General features: G+C 72.2%; 19 protein-coding genes. 9 read left to right on the forward strand and 10 right to left on the reverse strand.

Translation table 11 applies throughout. The annotated features are described in order from the left end of the window. Window positions 1-32 precede the first annotated feature (32 nt). The 4 genes from A6A29_RS02125 to A6A29_RS02135 all read left to right on the forward strand — a co-directional run bounded on the left by A6A29_RS02125 (window position 33) and on the right by A6A29_RS02135 (window position 2,787). Window positions 33-1,622, forward strand: coding sequence for an acyl-CoA carboxylase subunit beta (locus A6A29_RS02125; protein ID WP_073718180.1), 1,590 nt, complete (start codon window positions 33-35; stop codon window positions 1,620-1,622). Window positions 1,623-1,636: 14 nt separating this feature from the next. Next, a complete protein-coding gene (locus tag A6A29_RS02130; protein WP_073718181.1) occupies window positions 1,637-1,843 on the forward strand; it encodes an acyl-CoA carboxylase subunit epsilon in 207 nt (68 codons plus the stop codon). A gap of 122 nt (window positions 1,844-1,965) precedes the next feature. Then, complete coding sequence (mmpB, locus tag A6A29_RS47430) at window positions 1,966-2,094, forward strand: morphogenic membrane protein MmpB (protein WP_274535783.1); 129 nt, start codon at window positions 1,966-1,968, stop codon at window positions 2,092-2,094. An 81-nt stretch (window positions 2,095-2,175) separates the two neighbouring features. Beyond that, window positions 2,176-2,787, forward strand: a complete 612-nt coding sequence (locus A6A29_RS02135; protein ID WP_073718182.1) for a nucleoside triphosphate pyrophosphatase — start codon at window positions 2,176-2,178, stop codon at window positions 2,785-2,787. A gap of 13 nt (window positions 2,788-2,800) precedes the next feature. Here A6A29_RS02135 and A6A29_RS02140 read toward each other — a convergent pair whose 3' ends face one another. Continuing rightward, on the reverse strand, window positions 2,801-3,253 hold the full coding sequence (locus A6A29_RS02140) for a hypothetical protein (RefSeq protein WP_073718946.1): 453 nt from the start codon (window positions 3,251-3,253) through the stop codon (window positions 2,801-2,803). A 355-nt stretch (window positions 3,254-3,608) separates the two neighbouring features. On the opposite strand from A6A29_RS02140, the gene A6A29_RS02145 reads away from it, so the two are divergent. After that, complete coding sequence (locus A6A29_RS02145) at window positions 3,609-5,363, forward strand: acetyl/propionyl/methylcrotonyl-CoA carboxylase subunit alpha (protein WP_073718183.1); 1,755 nt, start codon at window positions 3,609-3,611, stop codon at window positions 5,361-5,363. 160 nt (window positions 5,364-5,523) lie between these two features. Then, window positions 5,524-6,090: a TetR/AcrR family transcriptional regulator gene (locus A6A29_RS02150; protein WP_443333350.1), complete on the forward strand. Its 567-nt coding sequence runs from the start codon at window positions 5,524-5,526 to the stop codon at window positions 6,088-6,090. Window positions 6,091-6,271: 181 nt separating this feature from the next. Here the strand turns inward: A6A29_RS02150 and A6A29_RS02155 are convergent, their stop codons facing one another. Together A6A29_RS02155 and A6A29_RS02160 are read right to left on the reverse strand one after the other, a co-directional pair. Next, window positions 6,272-7,228, reverse strand: a complete 957-nt coding sequence (locus A6A29_RS02155; protein ID WP_073718185.1) for a DeoR/GlpR family DNA-binding transcription regulator — start codon at window positions 7,226-7,228, stop codon at window positions 6,272-6,274. A gap of 175 nt (window positions 7,229-7,403) precedes the next feature. After that, window positions 7,404-8,843: an NAD(P)H-quinone dehydrogenase gene (locus tag A6A29_RS02160; protein ID WP_073718186.1), complete on the reverse strand. Its 1,440-nt coding sequence runs from the start codon at window positions 8,841-8,843 to the stop codon at window positions 7,404-7,406. Window positions 8,844-9,082: 239 nt separating this feature from the next. Here A6A29_RS02160 and A6A29_RS02165 point away from each other — a divergent pair, with 239 nt between their 5' ends. The 3 genes from A6A29_RS02165 (at window position 9,083) to A6A29_RS02175 (ending at window position 12,357) form a co-directional block, all read left to right on the forward strand. Beyond that, a complete protein-coding gene (locus A6A29_RS02165; RefSeq protein WP_073718187.1) occupies window positions 9,083-9,520 on the forward strand; it encodes a gamma-glutamylcyclotransferase in 438 nt (145 codons plus the stop codon). Window positions 9,521-9,667: 147 nt separating this feature from the next. Further along, complete coding sequence (locus tag A6A29_RS02170) at window positions 9,668-10,492, forward strand: purine-nucleoside phosphorylase (protein WP_073718188.1); 825 nt, start codon at window positions 9,668-9,670, stop codon at window positions 10,490-10,492. A 224-nt stretch (window positions 10,493-10,716) separates the two neighbouring features. Next, on the forward strand, window positions 10,717-12,357 hold the full coding sequence (locus tag A6A29_RS02175; protein WP_073718189.1) for a phospho-sugar mutase: 1,641 nt from the start codon (window positions 10,717-10,719) through the stop codon (window positions 12,355-12,357). Between the two features lie 60 nt (window positions 12,358-12,417). Here the strand turns inward: A6A29_RS02175 and A6A29_RS02180 are convergent, their stop codons facing one another. The 7 genes from A6A29_RS02180 to pstA form a co-directional block, all read right to left on the reverse strand. Further along, window positions 12,418-13,281, reverse strand: a complete 864-nt coding sequence (locus A6A29_RS02180; RefSeq protein WP_073718190.1) for a phosphate ABC transporter ATP-binding protein — start codon at window positions 13,279-13,281, stop codon at window positions 12,418-12,420. Window positions 13,282-13,441: 160 nt separating this feature from the next. Then, complete coding sequence (locus tag A6A29_RS02185; protein WP_143196943.1) at window positions 13,442-14,413, reverse strand: sortase; 972 nt, start codon at window positions 14,411-14,413, stop codon at window positions 13,442-13,444. A gap of 113 nt (window positions 14,414-14,526) precedes the next feature. Beyond that, window positions 14,527-16,002 (reverse strand): hypothetical protein, encoded by a 1,476-nt coding sequence (locus A6A29_RS02190; protein ID WP_073718192.1) that lies wholly within the window; start codon window positions 16,000-16,002, stop codon window positions 14,527-14,529. A 100-nt stretch (window positions 16,003-16,102) separates the two neighbouring features. Beyond that, a complete protein-coding gene (locus tag A6A29_RS02195) occupies window positions 16,103-17,023 on the reverse strand; it encodes a substrate-binding domain-containing protein (RefSeq protein WP_079182536.1) in 921 nt (306 codons plus the stop codon). A 308-nt stretch (window positions 17,024-17,331) separates the two neighbouring features. Beyond that, window positions 17,332-19,917 carry a hypothetical protein gene (locus A6A29_RS02200; RefSeq protein WP_079182537.1) on the reverse strand — a complete coding sequence of 862 codons (2,586 nt, stop codon included), beginning with the start codon at window positions 19,915-19,917 and terminating at the stop codon, window positions 17,332-17,334. After that, a complete protein-coding gene (gene pstS, locus A6A29_RS47435; RefSeq protein ID WP_198952975.1) occupies window positions 19,914-21,650 on the reverse strand; it encodes a phosphate ABC transporter substrate-binding protein PstS in 1,737 nt (578 codons plus the stop codon). The genes A6A29_RS02200 and pstS overlap by 4 nt, the downstream gene beginning before the upstream one ends. After that, a complete protein-coding gene (gene pstA / locus A6A29_RS02210) occupies window positions 21,647-23,116 on the reverse strand; it encodes a phosphate ABC transporter permease PstA (protein WP_079182538.1) in 1,470 nt (489 codons plus the stop codon). The genes pstS and pstA overlap by 4 nt, the downstream gene beginning before the upstream one ends. Between the last annotated feature and the right edge of the window lie 12 nt (window positions 23,117-23,128).

Raw genomic sequence — 23,128 nt, forward strand, 5'->3', positions numbered from 1 at the left:
GTCCCCGTGACCAGGCAGGGAGCCGCCACCCGATGTCCGAGCCGCAGAGCGACATCCACACCACCGCGGGCAAGATCGCGGACCTGCAGCGCCGCATTGACGAAGCGACGCACGCCGGCTCCGCCCGCGCGGTCGAGAAGCAGCACGCCAAGGGCAAGTTGACCGCCCGCGAGCGGGTCGATCTCCTGCTCGACGAGGGTTCCTTCGTGGAGCTCGACGAGTTCGCCCGGCACCGCTCCACCAATTTCGGCATCGAGAAGAACCGCCCGTACGGAGACGGTGTCGTCACCGGCTACGGCACGGTCGACGGCCGCCCCGTCTGCGTGTATTCGCAGGATTTCACGATCTTCGGCGGCTCGCTCGGTGAGGTCTACGGCGAGAAGATCGTCAAGGTCATGGACTTCGCCCTGAAGACCGGCTGTCCGGTCATCGGCATCAACGACGGCGGTGGCGCCCGCATCCAGGAGGGGGTGGCCGCCCTCGGCCTGTTCGCCGAGATCTTCCGCCGCAATGTGCACGCCTCGGGTGTGATCCCGCAGATCTCGCTGATCGTCGGTCCGTGCGCGGGCGGCGCCGTCTACTCCCCCGCGATCACCGACTTCACGGTGATGGTCGACCAGACCTCCCACATGTTCATCACCGGACCCGACGTCATCAAGACGGTCACCGGTGAGGACGTCGGCTTCGAGGAGCTGGGCGGCGCCCGTACGCACAACACCACGTCCGGTGTGGCGCACCACATGGCGGGTGACGAGAAGGACGCGATCGAGTACGTCAAGTCCCTGCTCTCGTACCTCCCTTCGAACAACCTCTCCGAGGCGCCCGCCTTCCCGGAGGAGGCCGATCTCGCCACCACGGACGAGGACCGCGAGCTGGACACCCTCATCCCGGACTCGGCGAACCAGCCGTACGACATGCACACCGCCATCGAGCATGTGCTGGACGACGGCGAGTTCCTGGAGACCCAGGCCCTGTTCGCGCCGAACATCATCACCGGCTTCGGCCGCGTCGAGGGCTACCCGGTCGGCATCGTCGCCAACCAGCCGATGCAGTTCGCCGGCTGCCTGGACATCAACGCGAGCGAGAAGGCGGCCCGCTTCGTCCGTACCTGCGACGCGTTCAACGTGCCGGTGCTGACCTTCGTCGACGTGCCGGGCTTCCTGCCGGGCGTGGACCAGGAGTACGGCGGCATCATCCGCCGCGGCGCCAAGCTGATCTACGCGTACGCGGAGGCCACCGTCCCGCTGATCACGGTGATCACCCGCAAGGCGTTCGGCGGGGCCTACGACGTCATGGGCTCCAAGCACCTGGGCGCCGACATCAATGTCGCCTGGCCGACCGCGCAGATCGCGGTGATGGGCGCCCAGGGCGCGGTGAACATCCTGCACCGCCGCACCATCGCGGCCGTCACGGACCCCGACGAGGCGGAAGCCACCCGCGCCGGACTCATCGCCGACTACGAGGACGCCCTGCTGAACCCGTACGTGGCGGCCGAGCGCGGATACGTCGACGCGGTGATCATGCCGTCCGACACCCGGGCCCACATCGTCAAGGGACTGCGGCAGCTGCGGACGAAGCGGGAGTCGCTGCCCCCGAAGAAGCACGGCAACATCCCCCTCTAGAAAGGGCCCTGGTCATGATCAAGGTCGTACGGGGCAACCCGACCCCGGAGGAGCTGGCCGCCGCCCTCGCGGTGGTCCAGGCACGCGCGGCGGCGACGGCGGCCGTCTCCTCGGGCGCGCCGGTACCGCCCGAGCAGTGGTCCGACCCGGGCCGCATCGCCCGCCGCGGGCGCCCGCAGCCGGGTCCGCGGTCCTGGGCGCGGACGTACTGGCCCGCCTGAGCCGCACCGCGTACGTACGGACGCCACCCCAGGTACGGCCGGAATTAATTAGTCCGTACGTACGGGGGTGGCTGAGTATCCGTACTCAGGCGTAGAGGCGGACTCCGCAGCAGGATCGGAACATGCTGTGGTCCGACCCCGAGAACAAGCCGCCGAAAGAACTGCGCGACGCCCAGGACATGATGCGTCGCGCGGGCCTGGTGCTCGCGCTCGCCATGGTGGTCGCGATGTTCGCCCTGGGCATCCGCTGAGCTTCCCCGGCGGCCGACTTCTGCCCCCGGGGGCCGAGCTCTCCCCGGCGGGGGCACGGGGCCGCCGCCGGTCCTTCTACGATGGCCGGTATGACTGATCAGCGCCGCCTCGTGCTCGCCTCCGCCTCGCCCGCCCGCCTCGGCCTCCTGCGCCAGGCCGGTTTCGCGCCCGAGGTGATCGTCAGCGGCGTGGACGAGGACGCCCTGACCGCCCCGACCCCGGCCGAACTGGCGCTCGTGCTGGCCGAGGCCAAGGCCGCGGCCGTCGCCGCCCGCCCCGAGGCCGGGGGCGCCCTGGTCATCGGCTGCGACTCGGTGCTCGAACTGGACGGCCGGGCGCTCGGCAAGCCCGCCGACGCCGAGGAGGCCACCGCGCGCTGGAAGTCCATGCGCGGCCGGGCGGGCGTCCTGCGGACCGGGCACAGCGTGATCGACACCGCGTCCGGCCGTACGGCTTCCGCGACCGCCTCCACCGTCGTCCGGTTCGGCGAGCCGACCGACGCCGAGGTCGCCGCCTACGTCGCCTCGGGCGAGCCCCTCCATGTCGCGGGGGCGTTCACCCTGGACGGCCGCTCGGCTCCGTTCGTGGACTCCATCGAGGGCGACCACGGCAACGTCATCGGGCTCTCCCTGCCGCTGCTGCGCCGGCTCCTCGGGGAACTCGACATCTCCGTGACGGAGTTGTGGGTCTGATCCGGGACGGCCCTCAGACGGGCGCGGGGGCGGACGCGTCGCCGCCGTTCCCGTTCCCGCCGCCGCCCGCGCCCCGGCCCTCGGGGCCGTACGCCAGCAGTGTCAGCACGAGCAGGGCCAGCACGGCCATCATGACCGCGAACGCGGTCCAGCCGACCAGGCCCACCGTCACGGCGCCCAGCACCCCGTGCACGACCGCGCACCCGATGAGGGCGATACGGCCCACCCGGCCCGGCGAGCGGTCCCGTATCCCGGCCACCAGCGCGACCAGACCGCACAGCGCCAGCAGGAACCCGGAGACACCGCCCATCACCCAGGTGCCGGTGGACATGGCATCCGGGTCCAGGCCGGCCAGCGACATGTTCTGGTTCTCCGTGAGCGTCGCGAGTACGGCGTTGATGAGCACGATGCCCACGGCTTCCCCGAACAGCACGAGCGCGGTCACGACCGCCACCGGCCTGCGCACCACGGCGCCACCCCCTGTTACCTGTAGTACGTGTGATATCGCGGACCCTACTAATGGGTAATCCTTCGGACAAGGGGTCGCACGCCCTCGCCCGACGGGCAAAGAATCCACCGGCCGTTCGTAGGGAGTCCACAAAGAAATGCCCTGCGGCGTTGGCCCTGATTACAGAGACCTGCACCACACCTCGTGGCTACTGTGCGCTTGGGGAACGCGGCGTACCGTGGTGCGACAAGGGATTTCACGACTCAAGCAAGCCTCGAATCACACTCCGTGTGGGCAAGCTCACTATTGGGGACGGGTCGTACGGCCGTGTCGGTAGTCCCTAAACTCAGCTTGTTTCAAGGAGGGAGTCATCGTGCGCAAGGTGCTCATCGCCAACCGTGGCGAAATCGCTGTCCGCGTTGCTCGGGCGTGCCGGGATGCGGGGATCGCGAGCGTCGCGGTCTACGCGGATCCGGACCGGGATGCTTTGCACGTCCGGGCGGCCGATGAGGCGTTCGCTCTGGGCGGTGACACCCCGGGTGCGAGCTATCTGGATATGGCCAAGGTGCTCCGGGCCGCCGCGGACTCGGGCGCGGACGCGATTCATCCGGGGTACGGGTTCCTGTCGGAGAACGCGGAGTTCGCCCAGGCGGTGCTGGACGCGGGGCTGACCTGGATCGGTCCGCCGCCGCAGGCGATCCGCGATCTGGGGGACAAGGTCGCCGCCCGGCACATCGCGCAGCGTGCGGGTGCTCCGCTGGTCGCGGGGACCCCGGACCCGGTGTCCGGGTCCGACGAGGTCGTGGAGTTCGCCCGGGAGAACGGGCTGCCGGTCGCGATCAAGGCGGCGTTCGGCGGCGGCGGCCGTGGGCTGAAGGTGGCCCGCACGCTGGAGGAGATCCCGGAGCTGTACGACTCCGCGGTCCGCGAGGCCGTCGCGGCGTTCGGCCGGGGCGAGTGCTTCGTCGAGCGCTACCTCGACAAGCCGCGGCACGTGGAGACGCAGTGCCTGGCCGACACCCACGGCAATGTCGTGGTCGTCTCGACGCGTGACTGCTCGTTGCAGCGCCGCCACCAGAAGCTGGTCGAGGAGGCCCCGGCCCCGTTCCTGTCGGACGCGCAGAACGCCCAGCTGTACGCGGCGTCGAAGGCGATCCTGAAGGAAGCCGGCTACGTCGGCGCCGGGACGGTCGAGTTCCTCGTGGGGGTGGACGGCACGATCTCGTTCCTGGAGGTCAACACCCGTCTTCAGGTCGAGCACCCGGTGACCGAGGAGGTCACGGGCCTCGACCTGGTCCGCGAGATGTTCCGGATCGCCGACGGCGAGGAGCTCGGCTACGGGGACCCCGCGGTGCGCGGGCACTCCTTCGAGTTCCGGATCAATGGCGAGGACCCGGGCCGCGGGTTCCTCCCCGCCCCCGGAACCGTCACCACCTTCGCGCCGCCGTCGGGTCCGGGAGTCCGTCTGGACGCCGGGGTCGAGTCGGGCAGCGTGATCGGCCCGGCGTGGGACTCGCTGCTGGCGAAGCTCATCGTGACCGGTGCGACCCGTGAGCAGGCGCTCCAGCGGGCCGCCCGTGCGCTGGGCGAGTTCACGATCGAGGGAATGGCGACCGCGATCCCGTTCCACCGCGCGGTCGTGGTCGATCCGGCGTTCACCGCGGACCCGTTCCGTGTGCACACCCGCTGGATCGAGACGGAGTTCGTCAACGAGATCAAGCCGTTCGCCGCTCCCGCGGACGCGGACACGGACGACGAGTCGGGCCGCGAGACGGTCGTCGTCGAGGTCGGCGGGAAGCGGCTGGAGGTCTCGCTGCCGTCGTCGCTGGGCATGAGCCTGGCCCGGACCGGGCTGGCCGCGGGTGCGAAGCCGAAGCGGCGGGCGGCCAAGAAGGCCGGTTCCGCGGCGTCGGGCGACAACCTCGCCTCCCCGATGCAGGGCACGATCGTGAAGGTCGCGGTCGAGGAGGGCCAGGAGGTCAAGGAGGGCGACCTCGTCGTCGTCCTGGAAGCCATGAAGATGGAGCAGCCTCTCAACGCCCACCGCTCCGGCACCGTCAAGGGCCTCACCGCCGAGGTCGGCGGCTCGGTCTCCTCCGGCGCCCTGATCTGCGAGATCAAGGACTGACGGCACCGCCGCTTTCCTGAGGGCCCGGTCCGGGTCGAGCGACTCGGACCGGGCCCTTCGCCGTGCGGTGGCATCCTGGACCCAGGGATTCCGGGAGGACGGCGCGATGGCAGGGGCGATCTCGATGTCGATGAGCACGACGCAGGTGCCGGGCCGGCCGATGCGCGCGGACGCGCGGCGGAACCATGACCGGCTGCTGGGCGAAGCCCGTACGTCGTTCGCGGAGCACGGAACCGATGCCTCGCTGGAGGACATCGCGCGGCGGGCGGGGGTGGGCATCGGCACGCTGTACCGGCACTTCCCCAACCGGCACGCCCTGATGAACGCGGTGTTCCAGGAGGCCCTGAGCGCGCTCCTGGAGCGCTCCCGGGAGCTGGCGGGCGCGGAGCAGCCGTGCCGGGCGCTGGTGGAGTGGCTGGGGGCGATTGTCACTCATGCGGGTGAGTACCGCGGGCTTGCCCAGGCCCTCATGTCGGCCTCGCGGGACGAGACTTCGGCGCTGGCCCAGTGCCATACGCCGCTGCGGGAGGCGGGGGCCGGGCTGCTGTCGCGGGCGCAGGAGAGCGGGGCGGTGCGGGCGGACGTCTCGATCGGCGATCTGTTGCAGCTGACGAACGCGATCGCGCTGGCGGCGGAGCAGACGCCGGACGACCCGGCGCTGGCGGACCGGCTGCTGCTCCTGACGCTTCAGGGTCTGAAGGGCCGGGCCGACCCCTCGGGCGACTGACGAGGCCGGGGCCGGAGGAAAGCAGCGGGGCCGGGGCTGTCACCCCGAGGGCCGGGGGTATCGGCCGGGACCGGGGACCGCCACCCAGGGGTCGGGGGTATCGGGCCGGGGTCCGGGACCGCCACCCCAGGGGTCGGGGGTATCGGCCGGGGTCCGGGATATCAGCCGGAGCTCCGGGGAATCAGCGGCGGCGCAGGTCCGCCACCCGGGCCCGTTCGCCCTGGTCCGCCATGGCCGCCGCACTGCGCAGCGGCGAGCCCATCGCGCCGTTCTGCGTGCGGCGTTGCCCCGGCAGCGGCATGTCGCGCCGGGGCTGACGTCCCGACGGCACACCGTCCCCGCCGGGGGCGCCCGCTTCCGGCCCCGCCACCGTGATCTCCACGCCCTGATCCGCCAGGGCCTGCATTTCGGTGGCGGCGCGCTCGTCGTGGAGCGGTGGTTCGTCCGTGACCAGCCGGGTGATGAGGTCCGTCGGCACCGTCTGGAACATGGTGTCCGAGCCCAGCTTGGTGTGGTCCGCGAGGACGACCACCTCCGCGGCGGCCTGCACCAGGGCGCGGTCGACGCTCGCCGAGAGCATGTTGGAGGTGGACAGGCCCCGTTCGGCCGTGAGTCCGCTCCCGGACAGGAACGCCCGGGAGACCCGCAGCCCCTGGAGGGACTGCTCGGCCCCACTGCCCACGAGGGCGTAGTTGCTCCCGCGCAGGGTGCCGCCGGTCATCACGACTTCCACCCGGTTGGCATGGGCCAACGCCTGGGCGACCAGCAGCGAGTTGGTGACCACGGTCAGACCGGGGACCCGCGCGAGCCGGCGGGCCAGCTCCTGCGTGGTCGTACCGGCGCCGACCACGATGGCCTCGCCCTCGCCGACAAGACCGGCCGCCACATCGGCGATGGCCGTCTTCTCCGCGGTGGAGAGATGGGATTTCTGCGGGAAGCCGGACTCGCGCGTGAAACCGCCCGGCAAGACCGCACCGCCGTGCCGGCGGTCGAGGAGTCCTTCTGCCTCCAACGCCCGCACGTCCCGCCGTACGGTCACTTCGGAGGTCTGGACGACGCGGGCGAGCTCACGGAGCGATACCGCCCCGTTGGCGCGCACCATTTCGAGGATCAACTGACGACGTTCTGCAGCGAACACGAAACTGACAGTAACGTGGCTGCCCGTGAGTTTTCAGCAGTTTGCGCCGAATAGCAGAAGTTGTACACAGACGAGGCCGCCAAGTGATATAGGCGGCCTCGTTGTTGTCGCGAAGTGATCGCGGGGTACCCCCGGTATGCCTGAGTTGACAGGGGTTGCCGGGGATTGCCGGGTTCTACGCCTCGCCCGTGAGCTTACGGGTGTGCAACTGCCGGGCCACTTCCGCGATCGATCCGGACAGGGACGGGTACACGGTGAAAGCTTTTGCGATCTGTTCCACCGTCAAGTTGTTGTCGACCGCGAGCGAGATCGGATGGATCAGCTCGCTGGCGCGCGGTGCGACGACGCAGCCGCCGACCACGATGCCGGTGCCGGGCCGGCAGAAGATCTTGACGAAGCCGTCCCGGATGCCCTGCATCTTGGCGCGCGGATTGCGCAGCAGCGGCAGCTTCACCACGCGGGCGTCGATCTTGCCCGCGTCGACGTCGGCCTGGCTGTAGCCGACGGTGGCGATCTCGGGGTCGGTGAAGACGTTCGAGGAGACCGTCTTCAGGTTCAGCGGGGCCACCGCGTCGCCGAGGAAGTGGTACATCGCGATCCGGCCCTGCATCGCGGCCACCGAGGCCAGCGCGAAGATCCCGGTGACGTCACCGGCCGCGTAGACGCCGGGGGCGCTGGTGCGGGAGACCCGGTCGGTCATGATGTGGCCGGACTCCTTGAGCCGGACCCCGGACTCCTCCAGGCCCATGCCCGCCGTGTTCGGGATCGCGCCGACCGCCATCAGACAGTGCGAACCGGAGATGACACGGCCGTCGGCGAGCGTGACCTCGACCCGGTCGCCGACCCGCTTGGCGGACTGGGCGCGGGAGCGGGCCATGACGTTCATGCCCCGGCGCCGGAAGACGTCCTCCAGGACGGCGGCGGCGTCCGGGTCCTCACCGGGCAGCACCCGGTCGCGGGAGGAGACGAGGGTGACGCGCGAGCCGAGGGCCTGGTAGGCACCCGCGAACTCGGCGCCCGTGACACCGGAGCCGACCACGATGAGCTCCTCGGGCAGCTCGTCGAGGTCGTAGACCTGGGTCCAGTTCAGGATGCGCTCGCCGTCGGGGAGCGCGTCCGGGATCTCCCGGGGGTGGCCGCCGGTCGCGACCAGTACGGCGTCGGCGGTGAGCCGCTCCTCCGTACCGTCGGCGGCGGTCACCACGACCTGGCGGGAGCCGTCGGCGGCCTGGAGACCTTCGAGCCGGCCCCGGCCGCGCATGACCCGGGCACCCGCACGGGTGACGGAGGCGGTGATGTCGTGGGACTGGGCGAGCGCGAGGCGCTTGACCCGTCGGTTGACCTTGCCGAGGTCGACCCCGACCACGCGCGCCGCCTGTTCGAGGTGCGGCGTGTCGTCGGCGACGATGATGCCCAGCTCCTCGTACGAGGAGTCGAAGGTGGTCATCACCTCTGCCGTCGCGATCAGGGTCTTCGAGGGCACACAGTCGGTGAGTACCGAGGCTCCGCCGAGGCCGTCGCAGTCGACGACGGTCACCTCCGCGCCGAGCTGGGCGCCCACCAGTGCCGCCTCGTAGCCGCCGGGGCCGCCGCCGATGATCACGATCCGGGTCACGAAAAGTCCGCCTCGCGTGGTGTCATCCCACGGCCGTCTGCCGCCCCGGCCGGGGGTCCGGGGGATCGCCCCGGGGGAATGCAGTACGTACTCCATTGTCCCGCACGCGCCAAAGTGCTTCGCCCCGGGGCCCTCCATACGGGAGAGAGGGCTTTCGCCGCACGGCGGGAACTCCCCGAGCGGGGGCTTCCCTCACCGGAATCGGCACTCCCGCGGTCACCTCCCGTACCCTCGACCACATGTCGCTCTACGCCGCGTACGCCGGCAACCTCGACGCGCGGCTGATGACGCGCCGCGCCCCGCATTCGCCGCTGCGCGGTACCGGCTGGCTCAACGGCTGGCGGCTGACGTTCGGCGGGGAGCAGATGGGCTGGGAGGGCGCGCTGGCCACCGTGGTGGAGGCGCCGCGTTCCCAGGTCTTCGTGGCGCTGTACGACCTCGCGCCGATGGACGAGGACTCCATGGACCGCTGGGAGGGTGTCGGGCTCGACATCTACCGGCGGATGCGCGTGCGGGTGCACACCCTGGACGGCGAGGAGCCGGCCTGGATGTATGTGCTGAACGGGTACGAGGGCGGGCTGCCCTCGGCGCGCTATCTGGGCGAACTGGCCGATGCCGCGGAGTCGGCGGGCGCCCCGCACGACTATGTGATGGAGCTGCGCAAGCGGCCCTGCTGAGCCCCGGCCGGCCCGCCTTCCGCACCCCGTCGAACCCCGTCACGCCCTTCCGGCAGCCCGTTTTCGTACGAAAGTACGAACATGACCGGACAGACTCTGCGCATGGGCATCTACGCGCGTAGGGAATCAGCGGTTACGCTCATCCGCGTGAACGCATCAGTTATTCCGGACAACATCCAGGGCGACCCGCACGCCGCCGCTGCCGGGGCCGCCGCCCGCCTGCGCGAGCTGACCGGCGCCGACACCCACGACGTCGCCCTGGTCATGGGCTCCGGGTGGGCTCCCGCGGGCGACGCACTCGGCGCTCCGGAGGCCGAGTTCCCGGTGACCGAGCTGCCCGGGTTCCCCGCTCCCGCCGTCCAGGGCCACGGCGGCACGATCCGCTCGTACCGGATCGGCGACAAGCGCGCGCTGGTCTTCCTCGGACGTACGCACTACTACGAGGGCCGTGGTGTCGCCGCCGTCGCGCACGGGGTCCGTACGGCGGTCGCCGCGGGCTGCAGGACCGTGATCCTCACCAACGGCTGCGGCGGGCTGCGCGAAGGCATGCGCCCCGGCCAGCCGGTGCTGATCAGCGACCACATCAACCTCACGGCGGCGTCCCCGATCATCGGCGCCAACTTCGTCGACCTGACCGACCTGTACTCGCCGCGGCTGCGCGCGCTGTGCAAGGAGATCGACGACACCCTCGAAGAGGGCGTGTACGTGCAGTTCCCCGGCCCGCACTACGAGACCCCGGCCGAGATCAACATGGTCCGGGTCATGGGCGGCGACCTGGTCGGCATGTCCACCGTCCTCGAAGCCATCGCGGCGCGGGAGGCGGGTGCGGAGGTGCTGGGCATCTCGCTCGTCACGAACCTCGCCGCCGGGCTGTCGGGCGAGCCGCTCAACCACGAAGAGGTCCTCCAGGCGGGGCGCGACTCCGCGACCCGCATGGGGGCGCTGCTGGCACGGGTGCTGGACCGGATCTGAGCGGACGCCGGACCGGACCTGAGCGGACGCCGGACCGGACCCGACGTGTGCGGCGGGTGGGGCGCGGGCGCCCGCTGAGGGTCTGTTCCCTTGCCCGCCCCTTTCCGGGACCGTGGGTCGCGGCCCCGGCCCCCGCGCCCGCCACACCGGCGAGGCGTCGTCGGCCCGCTCCCCCGCACCCCCGTACTTCCCCCGTACCCCCTTCCCCCAGAGAGGCGGACCCCGTGCAGCACGACCTCATCGCGCAGGCCAGGACCTGGCTGGCCGAGGACCCGGACCCCGAGACCCGTGACGAGCTCGGACGGCTCATCGACGCCGGGGATCTCGACGAGCTCGCCGTGCGCTTCGCCGGCACGCTCCAGTTCGGCACCGCCGGACTGCGCGGCGAGATCGGGGCCGGGCCGATGCGGATGAACCGGTCCGTCGTGATCCGCGCCGCGGCGGGCCTCGCCGCCTACCTCAAGGCGCGGGGGCAGGAGGGCGGGCTCGTCGTCATCGGGTACGACGCCCGCTACAGGTCGGCCGACTTCGCCCGGGACACCGCGGCCGTGATGACCGGCGCCGGACTGCGGGCCGCCGTGCTCCCCCGGCCCCTGCCGACCCCGGTCCTGGCGTACGCCATAAGGCATCTGGGCGCCGTCGCCGGGGTCGAGGTCACCGCCAGCCACAACCCGCCGCGCGACAACGGCTACAAGGTCTATCTCGGCGACGGCTCGCAGATCGTGCCCCCGGCCGACGGCGAGATCGCCGCCGCGATCGACGCGGTCGGCCCGCTGGACGGCGTGCCCCGCCCGGAGTCCGGCTGGGACGTGCTCGGCGAGGAGGTGCTGGACGCCTATCTCGCGCGGACGGACAGCGTGCTCGGCGCCGGGAGCCCCCGTACCGCCCGGGTCGTGTACACGGCGATGCACGGCGTCGGCACCTCGGTGCTGACGGCCGCGTTCGCCCGCGCCGGATTCCCCGAGCCGGTGCTCGTGGCCGAGCAGGCGGAGCCGGACCCCGCGTTCCCCACCGTCGCCTTCCCCAACCCGGAAGAGCCCGGCGCGATGGATCTCGCCTTCGCGACCGCACGCCGGGCCGGCCCCGATCTGATCATCGCGAACGACCCCGACGCCGACCGCTGCGCCGTCGCCGTCCCCGACCCGACGGCCGCGGGCGGCTGGCGGATGCTGCGCGGCGACGAGGTCGGCGCGCTGCTCGCCGCCCATCTGGTGGACCGCGGCGCGACGGGTGTCTTCGCCGAGTCGATCGTGTCGTCCTCGCTGCTCGGCCGGATCGCCGAGAAGGCGGGGCTCGGCTACGAGGAGACGCTGACCGGCTTCAAGTGGATCGCCCGCGTCGACGGGCTGCGGTACGGGTACGAGGAGGCGCTCGGCTACTGCGTCGACCCCGAGGGCGTGCGCGACAAGGACGGCATCACGGCCGCCCTGCTCGTCGCCGAACTGGCCTCCGTGCTCAAGGAACAGGGGCGTACGCTCCTGGATCTCCTCGACGACCTCGCCCTCGCCCACGGGCTGCACGCCACCGACCAGCTCTCCGTCCGGGTCGAGGACCTGTCGGTCATCGCGGACGCCATGCGGCGCCTGCGCGAGCGTCCGCCGGCCGCGCTGGCCGGACTCGCCGTCACCTCGGCCGAGGACCTCTCCCGGGGCACCGCGCAGCTGCCGCCCACCGACGGGCTGCGCTACCACCTGACGGGCGCCCGGGTGATCGTCCGCCCGAGCGGCACCGAGCCGAAGCTCAAGTGCTACCTGGAGGTCGTGGTGCCGGTCGGCTCGGCGCGGGAGCTGCCCGCCGCGCGGGCCAGGGGCGCCGAACTGCTCGCCGGGATCAAGCGGGACCTGGCGGCGGCCGCCGGTATCTGATCCGGCACCCGCACGTTCACCGGCCCCCGTTCCCCTTCCCGGGGGACGGGGGCCGGTGCGTCATCCGAAGCGGCCGTTCACGTAGTCGGCGGTCCGGCGGTCCTGCGGGGAGCCGAACATGTCCTCGGTCGGGCCGTGTTCGACGATCAGCCCGGGGGTGCCCTGTTCCGCGAGGAAGAACGCGCAGCCGTCGGAGACCCGGGCCGCCTGCTGCATGTTGTGCGTGACGATGACGATCGTGACCTCGTCCTTGAGGTCGTGGACGGTCTCCTCGATCCGCCGGGTCGAGGTCGGGTCGAGGGCCGAGCACGGTTCGTCCATCAGCAGGACCCGGGGGCGCACCGCCAGCGACCTGGCGATGCACAGGCGTTGCTGCTGCCCTCCGGAGAGCGCGCCGCCGGGCTGGCGCAGCCGGTCCCGGACCTCCTTCCACAGGCCCGCCTTGGTGAGGCACTCCTCCACGAGGTCGTCGCGCCCGCCCCTGGACACCTTGAGGCCGTTCAGCTTCAGGCCCGCGAGGACGTTGTCGTACAGGGACATCGCGGGGAACGGGTTCGGCTTCTGGAAGACCATGCCGATCTCGCGGCGGGCATGGGTGATCCGACGGCCCCGGTCGTAGATGTCCTCGCCGTCGAGGAGCACCCGGCCCGCCAGCGAGGCCGAGCCGATCAGTTCGTGCATCCGGTTCAGGATGCGCAGGAAGGTCGACTTGCCGCAGCCCGAGGGGCCGATGAGGGCGGTCACCTGACGTGCGGGCATGGTCAGCGAGACCCGGTCGAGGACCTTGTGGTCGCCGAACCAGGCGGAGATCGCGTCCGCTTCGAGCGTCGCGGCGAGGGGAGCGGCAAGGACCGGGGCGGAGGGCGCGGCGCCCGGACCGGTGACCGTGCGGGGCTGGACGGCGGTGTCGATGAGGTCGGTCATGGGGCGGGTGACTCCTCGGCTCTCGGGGCGGATCGGTGTTCGTCGGCTCGGCGGCGGTTCGGGGCGGCTCGTAGCCGCTCGTAGCCGCTCTGTGCGGCTCGAAAGCAGCACGTCGCGGCTCTGTGCAGTGCGAAAGCGGCTCGCTGCGGCTCGTCGCGGCTCAGAGCAGGTTGGGAAGCAGACGGGTGGCGGCCGAGGCGAGCGCGACCCCCAGGGCGCCGAGCACCGGGACCGCGGTGATCCACGTCTGCCAGACGCCCCAGACGCGCAGCGCCCAGGCGGCGAGCAGCGCGGCCGCCAGCAGCGCCTGCGACCAGAGGAAGACGGTGAGCCAGGCACCGTTCTCGCCCGCCAGGGCCTCCTCGGCCGGGCTGATCCAGCCGCCGCGCGTCTCGCGGGGCGGATGCGGCTGTACGGGGGTGGTGAGCGCGGCGTCGACGCGCAGGACGCCCGCGGGTGTGTAGGGGCCGCCGGTCGCGGTGATGAGGGTGAGCCGGCCCTGGTCCCGGCCCGGCCGGGCGGGCAGGCCGTCGCCGGGGCGACGGACGCCGGTGACCCGGTACACCGCCTTCGTCTGGCCGGTGGTGACCTCGATGCTCGCCCCGACGGGAAGCCTGTGCAGGCCGTGGAAGGGGCTGCCGTACCCCCATTGGCGGCCCATGACCACGGAGGTGCCCGCCTGGCCGGGCAGCGGGGTGTCGCGGCGGTGGCCGGGCCCGGACATCAGCACCCCGGACGTGGTGCCCTCGCCGACGACCTCCCGCAGGCCGAGCGCGGGGATGCGCAGGAGCGCCACCGGGGCGCCCGCCGCGAGGGGTCTGCCGTCGTAGGTGCGCTGCCCCACGGGGGCGGTGCCGAGGGCGAGTTGCCTGCGCAGCTCGTCGTAGGCGGTCTGCTGGTCCCGGGAGTGCTGGAGGTGGCCGACGAGCGTCAGGTTCGCGGTGAAGCCGAGGAGTACGGCGGCCAGGACGCACAGGGCCGCCCCGGCCAGGGCGAGGCCCGGACGGGCGGCGGCCGGCGCGGGGGGCGGGGAGGCGGGAGCCGGGGGCTCGGGAGGCGCGGCCGGCGCCGGGGCGTGGGGTGCCGCCACCATGGACGGTGGCGGGGGTGGTGGCGGGGTCAGCACGGTCACGGTGGCTGCGCTCCTGGCTGCGGAGGGGTGGTGGCGGTGCCCGGGGTCCGGAGGGGGTGACGGCCCGCCTCCGGACCCCGGGGGGGGGTCGGTGCGCCGGGTGGCCCGGTGGGTCAGTGCGCCGGGCGGCCGAACGTGAGCAGGCCCCTGCGGCGGACGTGGATCACGATCGCCGCGCCGAGGCTGATCAGCGCGGCGGCGGCGAGGCCGATCGCGCCCGCCTCGCTGCCGGTCGAGGCGAGGGGCCCGGCGGACCGACCGCCGGAACCGCCGCCGCCCGCGGCGCCCGCGGCGTCACCCGCGTCACCGCCCGTGCCGCCGGAGGTCGTACCGCCGTCGTCGGTGCCCGCGGTGTCGCTCGGGTCGGGGGTGGGACTCGGCTGTTCGCCGGTGACGAAGGCGAAGACGACGCTGTGCCCGTCGGCCTTGTCCTCGGCGAGGGTGAGCGTGTGGTCGCCGTCCTCGATCCCGGCGGGGACGGTGAACGCGTACGCGTCGACGGTGCCTTCGGCGTCGGCGGTCGCGTCCGCGAGCGTGGCCCCGCTGTCGGCGAGGGTGACCTTCACCGTGGCGCCCTTGGTGTAGCCGCGGGCGGTGACCAGGACCTTCTGGCCGGCTTCCAGGGCGGGGTTGGCGTCGAGCGGCTTCCCGTCGGCGTCGGTGACATCGAGGTCGGCGGGCTCGGTGGGGCCGTCCGTGGGCTTGCCGGTGGGGTCGGTGGCGCTCGGGTCGGGGCTCGGCGCCGCGTCCGTGACGGTCACGGCCAGGAGGTCCGACGTACCGCTGAACGCCTCCGGGTCCGTGGGGGTGAAGGTGGCGTTGTAGTAGGCGAGGCCGGGCTTCGCCGGTGCCGTGACGGTCAGTTCGGCCTTGCCCCCGGTCAGGTCCACGGCTCCGACCTCGGTGAACGGGCCGGCGGCGGACGTACCGGCGCCGAAGCTCACCCGGCCCGCCGCCGCTGCCGGGGTGAGGTCCGCCGTCAGCTTCAGCGGCGCGCCGGCCGCCGTGGCGGGCCCGGTGAGCTCCATCGTGGTCGCCTGTGCCCGGACCAGGGCCCAGCTCTCGCCGGTGACCCGGACGCTCGCCGAGAAGTGGTCGAAGGCGCCCACGCTCGTCGCCGTGTCGCAGTGCAGCCGTATCTCGTAGGTGCCGTCCAGCGGACCGGTCTTGACGTACTTGCGCAGGACCGTCTCCAGCGAGGCCCCGGCGGGGAGCGTCGCGGTGAAGGGCCCGGAGTCGAGCGGCGCACCCTCGGCCGAGGTGGTGAGGGCGTACGAGGCCAGCCCCCCGGTCGCGGCGGCCGGCTTGGGCAGGCGGAGCCCGGCCCTGACGTAGGGCGCCTTCGGGTCGGCGGGGGCCGGGCAGGCGGCGTCCGTGGTGGCCGAGGTGGCGAGCTGGGCATCCTTGATGCTCCCGGCGGCGGGCTCCAGGGTGAACGTCCCGATCCGCGCCGACGCGGCGTGCGCCTCGGTGGACAGAGCCAGAACGGCGGCCGCCAGACCGCACAGCAGCGCGCAGACGCCGAGCAGCGCCACGGGTGATCCGAACAGCAGCGCCGCGGGCGATCTGCGTGGTGCGAGGCGATTCATCGCGTTTCTCCCCAGGGGGTGGTGGTGGACTTCGGGTACGCCGTGGGGCCGGGCACCCCCATGGGTGCCCGGCTGTCGCACGGTTACGGGGTGGCGATGATCAGCGCTCACCCTTGAGGACGGTCGCGCCGCAGTTGGCGATGGTGGTGAAGCCGTAGAACTCGATGACGTCGGTCTCGGCGCAGACCTTGGAGTCGGAGCCGGTGAACGTGGCGTCGATGGTCGCGTCGTTCAGCTTCGCGGTCGGGACGACGTTGTAGACGTCGCGGCTGAACGCGCCGCCGTTGACCTTGCCGAGCACGGTGGCACCGTGCCGGTCGTTGACCGCGCCGCTGACCTGGGCGTTGTACTGGGAGACGGAGTACGGGGCGATGTCGCCCGCGGTGTCGAGCTGCACGCCGTTGTGCTCCTGCATCGTGCCGACACAGGCACCCACGACGGGGTTGCCGATCTCACCGAGGAAGAAGGTGAGCGTCCCGGAACCGGCCTGCGGCAGCAGCGGGGTCAGCGGGACACCGTTGAGCGTGGTCAGCGTGCATTCGTAGATGGACTTGAGCTGGGCGGTGGTGAGGTTCAGGTTCGCGTTGAGCGGGCTGTCCCCGCGGACGGCGACGGTCACCTGGTCCTGCGCGAACGGGATCCAGGTCAGGTCGGTGCCGGCGGCGGCCGGTCCGCGCGAGGAGCGGGCGAAGTCCAGACAGCCGGTGGCGCCGTCGATGCTGCTGTTCAGGGCGTTGATTCCGGCCGAGGAACCGTTCGGGCGGGTGAGGGCACAGTTGGCCGCCCGGGTCTTTACCGTGCTCGAACCGGTCGCGTCGTACGAGGCGATCAGCGTGCCGCCGTCGATGGACTCACCGAGACCGTTGACCACGTCCTGCGTCGTGTCCGAGCCGGCACCGGCGAGGACGCGGTAGTCGGTCGGGGTGGCCGGGTCGGCGGAGGCGACGGGGGCCATGATGCCGAGGCCGAGAGCGGCGGCGCCGACAGCGGCACCCAGACGAACACGAGTCTTGACGTTCACTTCTGTTCTCCTCCGTGGATACGGAATGCAAGGAATGGACGCACAAGGACAATCCGGATTCTGTTACCGCCGACCCGTCGGCCGGCCACCGCAAACAATTCCGCAGAGCGGCCTCCCCGGCCACCAAATCCACTTGCTGATCAGGTTACGTATGGATTTACTGGGCGACACCAAGAGAATTTCCCGAGGACCAGAGCGATTCCCCGGATTCGCCGGGGGCGGAGAATCCGGGGAATCCGGGGAATCCGGGGAATCCGGGGAATCGCACCGAGCCGGAGGACGTCGAACGGAAGGCTCCGGCCGAGGACTCAGCCGGAGCCGGCCGCCGCCTTCCGGGCCGACAGCCGCACCATCACCGGGCCCGCCAGCGCCGCCGCGCCGCCCGCGATCAGCACCCCCAGCAGCACCCACCGGATCAGCCCGAGGACCTGCGAGGGGGTCGGTGCGCCGGACGCGGTCGCGGCCACCTCCGTCGCGTCGTCGGCGCCCGCCGCGGTCCCCGGCGATCCGTCGGGGTCCGGGCCGTCCGCCGAGCCGCCACCGGCCGCCGCGCCGTCCCCCGTACCGCCGGAGTCCGCACCGGAGTCCGCACCGGATGCCGGTCCGCCCGCGGTGCCCTCGCCGCCCGGTCCTGCGCTCCGGCCGCCGCCCGCCGCCCCGGCGCCGGGCGGGGTCGCGGCGCCGCGTTCCAGCAGGCCCGCCGCGTCCCTCGCCTGTGCGCGCAGCGCCGCGGGCAGGGGGGCGTACCCGTGCGGCAGCTGTCCGGGGGTGAGGCCCACGGTCTGGCCCGCCCCGGCCGCGTACCGGATCATCCGCGCGTAGTCCCGGCGGGCGGCGGCGGGCTGGTCCGTGGTGGCGGCGGCGTAGGCGACCGCCGTCAGCGGATACGCGCCGTTCCTCGCCCGTGCCGGATCGGGCGCCTTCACCCCGGCCACGGCCGAGTCCTTCATCTGCGCGACGGCCGCGAGCAGGGACTTCTCGGTGGGCACGACGAACTCACCGTCGGCGTTCGGCAGGGCCGCGATGTCCAGCTGATAGCGGTCGGCCGAGGGGGCGTCGACCAGTCCGGCCACCTGGCGCATGCCCTGCGGGCTGCGCTCCCCGGTCAGCTTGCCGCCCGTGGCGCACTCGGCGCAGACCTCGAAGTTCGTCGTCTGACCGCTGTATCCGCGGCGCACGCGCAGCGCCCCGTCGTGCAGGTTCTCGGCGTACGGCACGACCTCGGCACCGGTGTAGACGGCCCACTCCGTGGGTCCTGCGGAGGCCCTGGTCTCCGTCGGATCCGCCTTCGGGAAGTAGTCCGGCGCCTCTTTGTCGAGCGCCATGTCCCGGTAGAAGGGATTGAGTTTCATTCCCCAGGGATCGGGCTTTCCCGAAAGGAATGCACGGGCGTCCCGGTCGGACTGCAGATAGCGCCACAGCAGTCGGCTCGTATCGGAGTTCTCGCTCGGTGCGACCATTCCGAGCGGACCGCTGCGAGCCGCTCTGCCCGCCATGGCGGGGTTGAGCTCCACGAATTCCGGATCGCTGACCAGCGCTTCGGGATTTCCCGCCAGATGCGCCGGCTTCGGGCTGTCGACGCTCCAGAGGCTGACGCCCGCGACATAGGACTGGGTCAGCATCTTGGCCAGCAGCCGTGGACTGAGCCGCAGATCGCGCACCCACTCGTTCGGCGCCCCCGCGTGCTCCCAGAGGAATCCCACGCTCAGCCCGCTCACCGCGAGGGGGGCGTGCACGACCGGCGGGGCGCCTTCGGCCGTCTCGACGGGGTCGACCGTGACGGCCATCCCGGGCGAGGTGGCCGAGGGGTTGCGGATCAGGGAGCGGGCGTGGTCCTCGCCCGACTGGCTGAAGGTGAAGCGGGCGTCCAGGCCGTCGCACAGGACGGTCTGCCACGACGAGACGGCGTCGGTGAGCAGTTCGGAGCCGATGATGCGGCGCTCCGGCCGGTCCGGGTCACAGGTCTCGCCGACCGGATCGAACCGCAGCGGGAAGACCATCCGGCGGTCCCAGTTCGACCGGCTCAGCGGGGAGGTGTCCAGGTTGCCGTTGGCCGGCGCCTCGGTCTCGTGCTCGCCGCGCGGCACCACGACCAGCCAGCAGGAGCGCGGGTTCGCGCCGCTGCCGCTCACTTCGCCGCAGCCCAGGTGCGGGGCCTGGAGCGCGGTCTGCACCTCGAAGACCGCCTCGCCGGTGCCGTCCGGCTGGGTCTTGCGCAGGGGTTCCGCGTTCGAGTCGTTCGGGCCGAAGTACGTGAAGTCGTAGGCGTCCTCGGTCGGCCTGCCCGTGACGGGCCGGAACGGCACGAAGGGGCTGAAGTTGCCTTCGCCCTGGGTGTATTCGGACTCCTGCGGGTCCCATCCCTCGGGCAGCACCCGGCTCCCGTTGTAGCTCCCCCCGGCCCTGACCGCGCCGAAGTCGCAGCTCTCCCGGTCGGGGCCACCGGAGCTGTCGCCCCAGCACTGCATGATCTGGAGGTAGTTGACGAACTTTCCGCCCAGCGGGGTCGGCCTCCCCCCGGTCCAGGTCACCTTCACGCCCTGGGCCCGCAGGTGTTCTGTCTGGTGCACGGTCACCCTGAGGCCGGAGAAGTCGTCGTACGGTCCCTTGGTACCGCTCCTGGTGACCGCCGATCCGGCGTCCGCCGCACGGCCCGCGGAAGCCGCCCGCGCCGTCTGTGCCGTGGATGCCGCCCGGGCAGTCTGTGCCGTGGATGCCGGGGATGCTGCCTGGGCCGTCTGTGCCTTCTGTGCCATGGATGCCGCCTGGGCCGCCCGCGCCTGGTCGGCGCCGCTCGGCAGCGGGACCAGGGCGAGCAGTACGGCGGCGAGGAGCGCTCCGGCACCGGCGGCCGTACGCCTCCCGGGGCGGACACGGACACGTGGGTGTCTCACGACAGGTCTCCCTTGCGGCGGGACCGCGCGGCGAGCGCGCGGGCGGCGAGCGGCGGGCCGACGACCACACCGGCGAGCAGCAGGGCGGACAGCGCCATCAGGGCACCGCGCAGCCCCACCGCGTCGTCGGACGCGAGATTGACGGGGTTGGCGACGACCGAGGCGTCACCGGAGCCGGAGCCGCCGCCGTCGATCGGTTCGCCGGTGTCGGGGTCGACCGCGCCTCCCCCGCCCGCGGCGGCCTCCTGGGCGTCCGGAGTGCCGTCACCGTCGATGTCGGCACCGCCCGTCGTACCGGCGCTTCCCGTGCCGCCGGAGCCGGTCGCCCCGCCGGAACCGCCGGAACCGCCCGTGCCACCGCTGCCGCCCGAACCGCCGTTGCCGGAACCGCCGTTGGATCCCTGCGCCGCGGGCTTCACCGGGGTCTGCTCGTTCTTGGCTCCGGCGGTGCCGTTGGAGCACTGCCGCGGGCCCCGCTTGTCGCACGCCTTCGGGTACGGCGCGTTCTTGGCGAGGGTGTTGCCGCCGTTCTTCGAGAAGGTGGGGTTGCGGCAGCCGTTGATGTCGACCTTGCCGGTGGGCGCGCCGGGGATCCGCCGTACCTGGTCGAATCCCGCGAGCACCAGGTTCTTGGGCAGCGGTGAGTAGCCGAGCTCCTCCGCCTGCTGCTGGCCGTCGCAGAGGAAGTAGTTGGCGAAGGCGCCGAGGGTCTTGCCCTTCGCCTCCGTCATGGGGTTCTTCTCACCGTCCAGCGAGGTCGGCACGATCATGTAGCTGTAGCTGGACAGCGGGTAGGTACGCCGGTCGCCCGAGCGGTAGACCCCGTCGAGGATCTGCGTCAGGTAGTCGGAGGACCCCTTGTCGTTGTTGATCCGTGCCGCCATCAGCCCCACGGCGACGCTGGAGGCGGTCGGTTCCACGTAGTACCCGGCCCGGTTGAGCATCTTGGCGACCGGGAAGCCGGTCTTGATGGCGTACGAGTACTCGACGTAGGTGATGGCGCCCTCGGCGTGGTTCTGCCGCACATAGCCGGAGACGCCCAGCGAACCGGACTTGGCGATCTGGGAGGAGCCCGAGGCGCTGGGGAAGTACGACGTCATGCCGCAGGGCGTGGACTTCCCGGCCCGTCGGCAGAAGTCGTTCCAGGTCGCGCCCTGCTCCTTGGCCAGCCAGGTGGTGAACTGCGCCGTGGTGCCGGAGCCGTCGGAGCGTACGACGGGCACGATCTGGCGGCTCGGCAGGTTCAGGCCCGGGTTGTCCGCCCTGATCTCGGGCGCGTTCCACCGGGTGATCCGCGAGGTGAAGATCTTGGCCAGGACATCGCCGGACAGCCGCAGGTTGGTGACCTTCTTGCCACCGATCCTGAGGTTGTACATGAACGCGGTGCCACCGGCCACGATCGGCATGTACGCGTAGCCGCGCTTCGGCGGCACGTCCGTGACGCCGCCCTCCTTGAGCCCGTACGGAATCTCCGAGACGCCGAAGTCGACCGTGCCGTTCTTGAACTGCTCCCGGCCGTTGGACGAGCCGGTGGCCGCGAAGTTGACGGTCATCCCGAGGTTGGAGGCGACATTGCGGCGCCACTGGTCGAGCGCGTTGGAACTCCAGGTGGAGCCCGCGCCGGTGATCTTGCTGTACGAGGCCGCCAGGGCGGGCGGCTGACCGGTGGCCAGCAGCGCGCAGAGCAGCGCGGCCAGCCCCATGGCCAGACGGGACACGGTCGCGGGTCTCACGGGGTACTCCCGGGTGTGGTGGTGGCGCCGCCGGACGGGGTGCCCGACGGTGTCGTACGGGTGGCCTCACCAGCCGCGGAACGAGCTTCGGCACGGCCTTCGGCACCGGCTTCGGCAGGGCCTTCGGCATGGGCTTCGGCATGGGCTTCGGCATGGGCTTCGGCATGGGCCGGGGACCCAGCGGCGGCGCGGGCTGCGGTACGGGCCGTGAAGCGGGCGGCGTCGCGGCGCGAGGCGAGGACCCGCCGATGGGTCCGGGCCTTCGTCAGCTGCCCCGGATCGCGGCCGCCGATGAGCCGGGCGATCACGAAGAGGAGCAGCACCAGCGCCATGAGCGTCGCCGCGGTGCCGAACCCGCGGGCGATCATGTCGGGCTCGGGCGACTTGACGAACTCGAAGGTGGCCAGCGGCAGTGAGACCTGCGGCCCGGACAGCGGATCGGCGTTCAGCTCGGCCGTGAAGCCCGCGGTGAGCAGCACCGGCGATGTCTCGCCCACCCCGCGGGCGGTGCCGAGGATGACCGACGTGGTCAGTCCGGACCGGGCGGTGGGCAGCACGACGTGCCGGACGGTGCGCCAGCGCGAGGTCCCCAGCGCGTACGAGGCTTCGCGCAGCGTGCCGGGTACCAGGCGGATGACGACGTCCGAGGCCCTGATGATGATCGGCAGCATCATCACGGCCAGGGCGAGGGAGGCGGCGAGCCCGGACTTGTCGAAGCCGACGGCGAGGATGACGGTCGCGTAGATGAACAGACCGGCGACGATCGAGGGCAGCGCGGTCATCGCCTCGACGATGGTGCGGACGAAGCGGGCGAAGCGGCCCGGGACCTCGTTGAGGAACACCGCGCAGACCAGCCCGGTCGGCACGGTGACCAGGAGCGCGAGGGTGATCTGCTGGAGCGTGCCGACGATGGCGTGCAGGATGCCGCCGACACCGAGGCCGTCCAGCGGGCCCGCGAGCTTCATGTCCTGGGTGAAGAAGTTGCCGTGGGGCAGCGCCTTGCGGCCTTCCCAGAGCGTGAAGACGATCACGAAGGCCAGCGCGACGAGCATGACCAGTCCCATGCTGCGGACGACGATGCCGGCCAGCCGGTCCCTGATCGCCGGCCCGTCCTCGTCGAACGAGACCAGCAGCGCGTACAGCCCGAGGAAGAGCACGTACGCGACGAAGAGGAAGCCCACCGCGCCGTTGAACGGCAGCAGGCGGACGAAGAGCAGTGCGGTCACGCTCAGCGCCGCGGCCGCCGCACCGGCCAGGGCGAAGGTGTCCGAGGGGCGGGTCAGCTTCAGGGAGCGCCGGACCTCGCCGCCCGCCCGCCGCCGTTCAGCGGTGCGGGCGGGCAGCACGGTGCGCGACGCGGCCTCGGGGGCGTGGTCCGGGGCGGCTTCCGGGACGTCCTTCGGCGAGGACACCGACGAGGGCGCGGACTCGCCTACGGTCCGCGGCGGTTCGGGTGCGAGTGTCATGACGGGCGGGCA

This window comes from Streptomyces sp. TSRI0281 (assembly GCF_001905125.1).
GTDB lineage: Bacteria > Actinomycetota > Actinomycetes > Streptomycetales > Streptomycetaceae > Streptomyces.

Excerpts from the sequence above, each read along its gene's own strand:
- A6A29_RS02190 (WP_073718192.1), bottom strand. The coding sequence starts at position 16,002 with ATGAATCGCCTCGCACCACGCAGATCGCCCGCGGCGCTGCTGTTCGGA.
- A6A29_RS02165 (WP_073718187.1), top strand. The coding sequence starts at position 9,083 with ATGTCGCTCTACGCCGCGTACGCCGGCAACCTCGACGCGCGGCTGATG.
- A6A29_RS02150 (WP_443333350.1), top strand. The coding sequence starts at position 5,524 with ATGCGCGCGGACGCGCGGCGGAACCATGACCGGCTGCTGGGCGAAGCC.
- pstA (WP_079182538.1), bottom strand. The coding sequence starts at position 23,116 with ATGACACTCGCACCCGAACCGCCGCGGACCGTAGGCGAGTCCGCGCCC.
- A6A29_RS02180 (WP_073718190.1), bottom strand. The coding sequence starts at position 13,281 with ATGACCGACCTCATCGACACCGCCGTCCAGCCCCGCACGGTCACCGGT.
- mmpB (WP_274535783.1), top strand. The coding sequence starts at position 1,966 with ATGCTGTGGTCCGACCCCGAGAACAAGCCGCCGAAAGAACTGCGCGAC.
- A6A29_RS02135 (WP_073718182.1), top strand. The coding sequence starts at position 2,176 with ATGGCCGGTATGACTGATCAGCGCCGCCTCGTGCTCGCCTCCGCCTCG.
- A6A29_RS02130 (WP_073718181.1), top strand. The coding sequence starts at position 1,637 with ATGATCAAGGTCGTACGGGGCAACCCGACCCCGGAGGAGCTGGCCGCC.
- A6A29_RS02125 (WP_073718180.1), top strand. The coding sequence starts at position 33 with ATGTCCGAGCCGCAGAGCGACATCCACACCACCGCGGGCAAGATCGCG.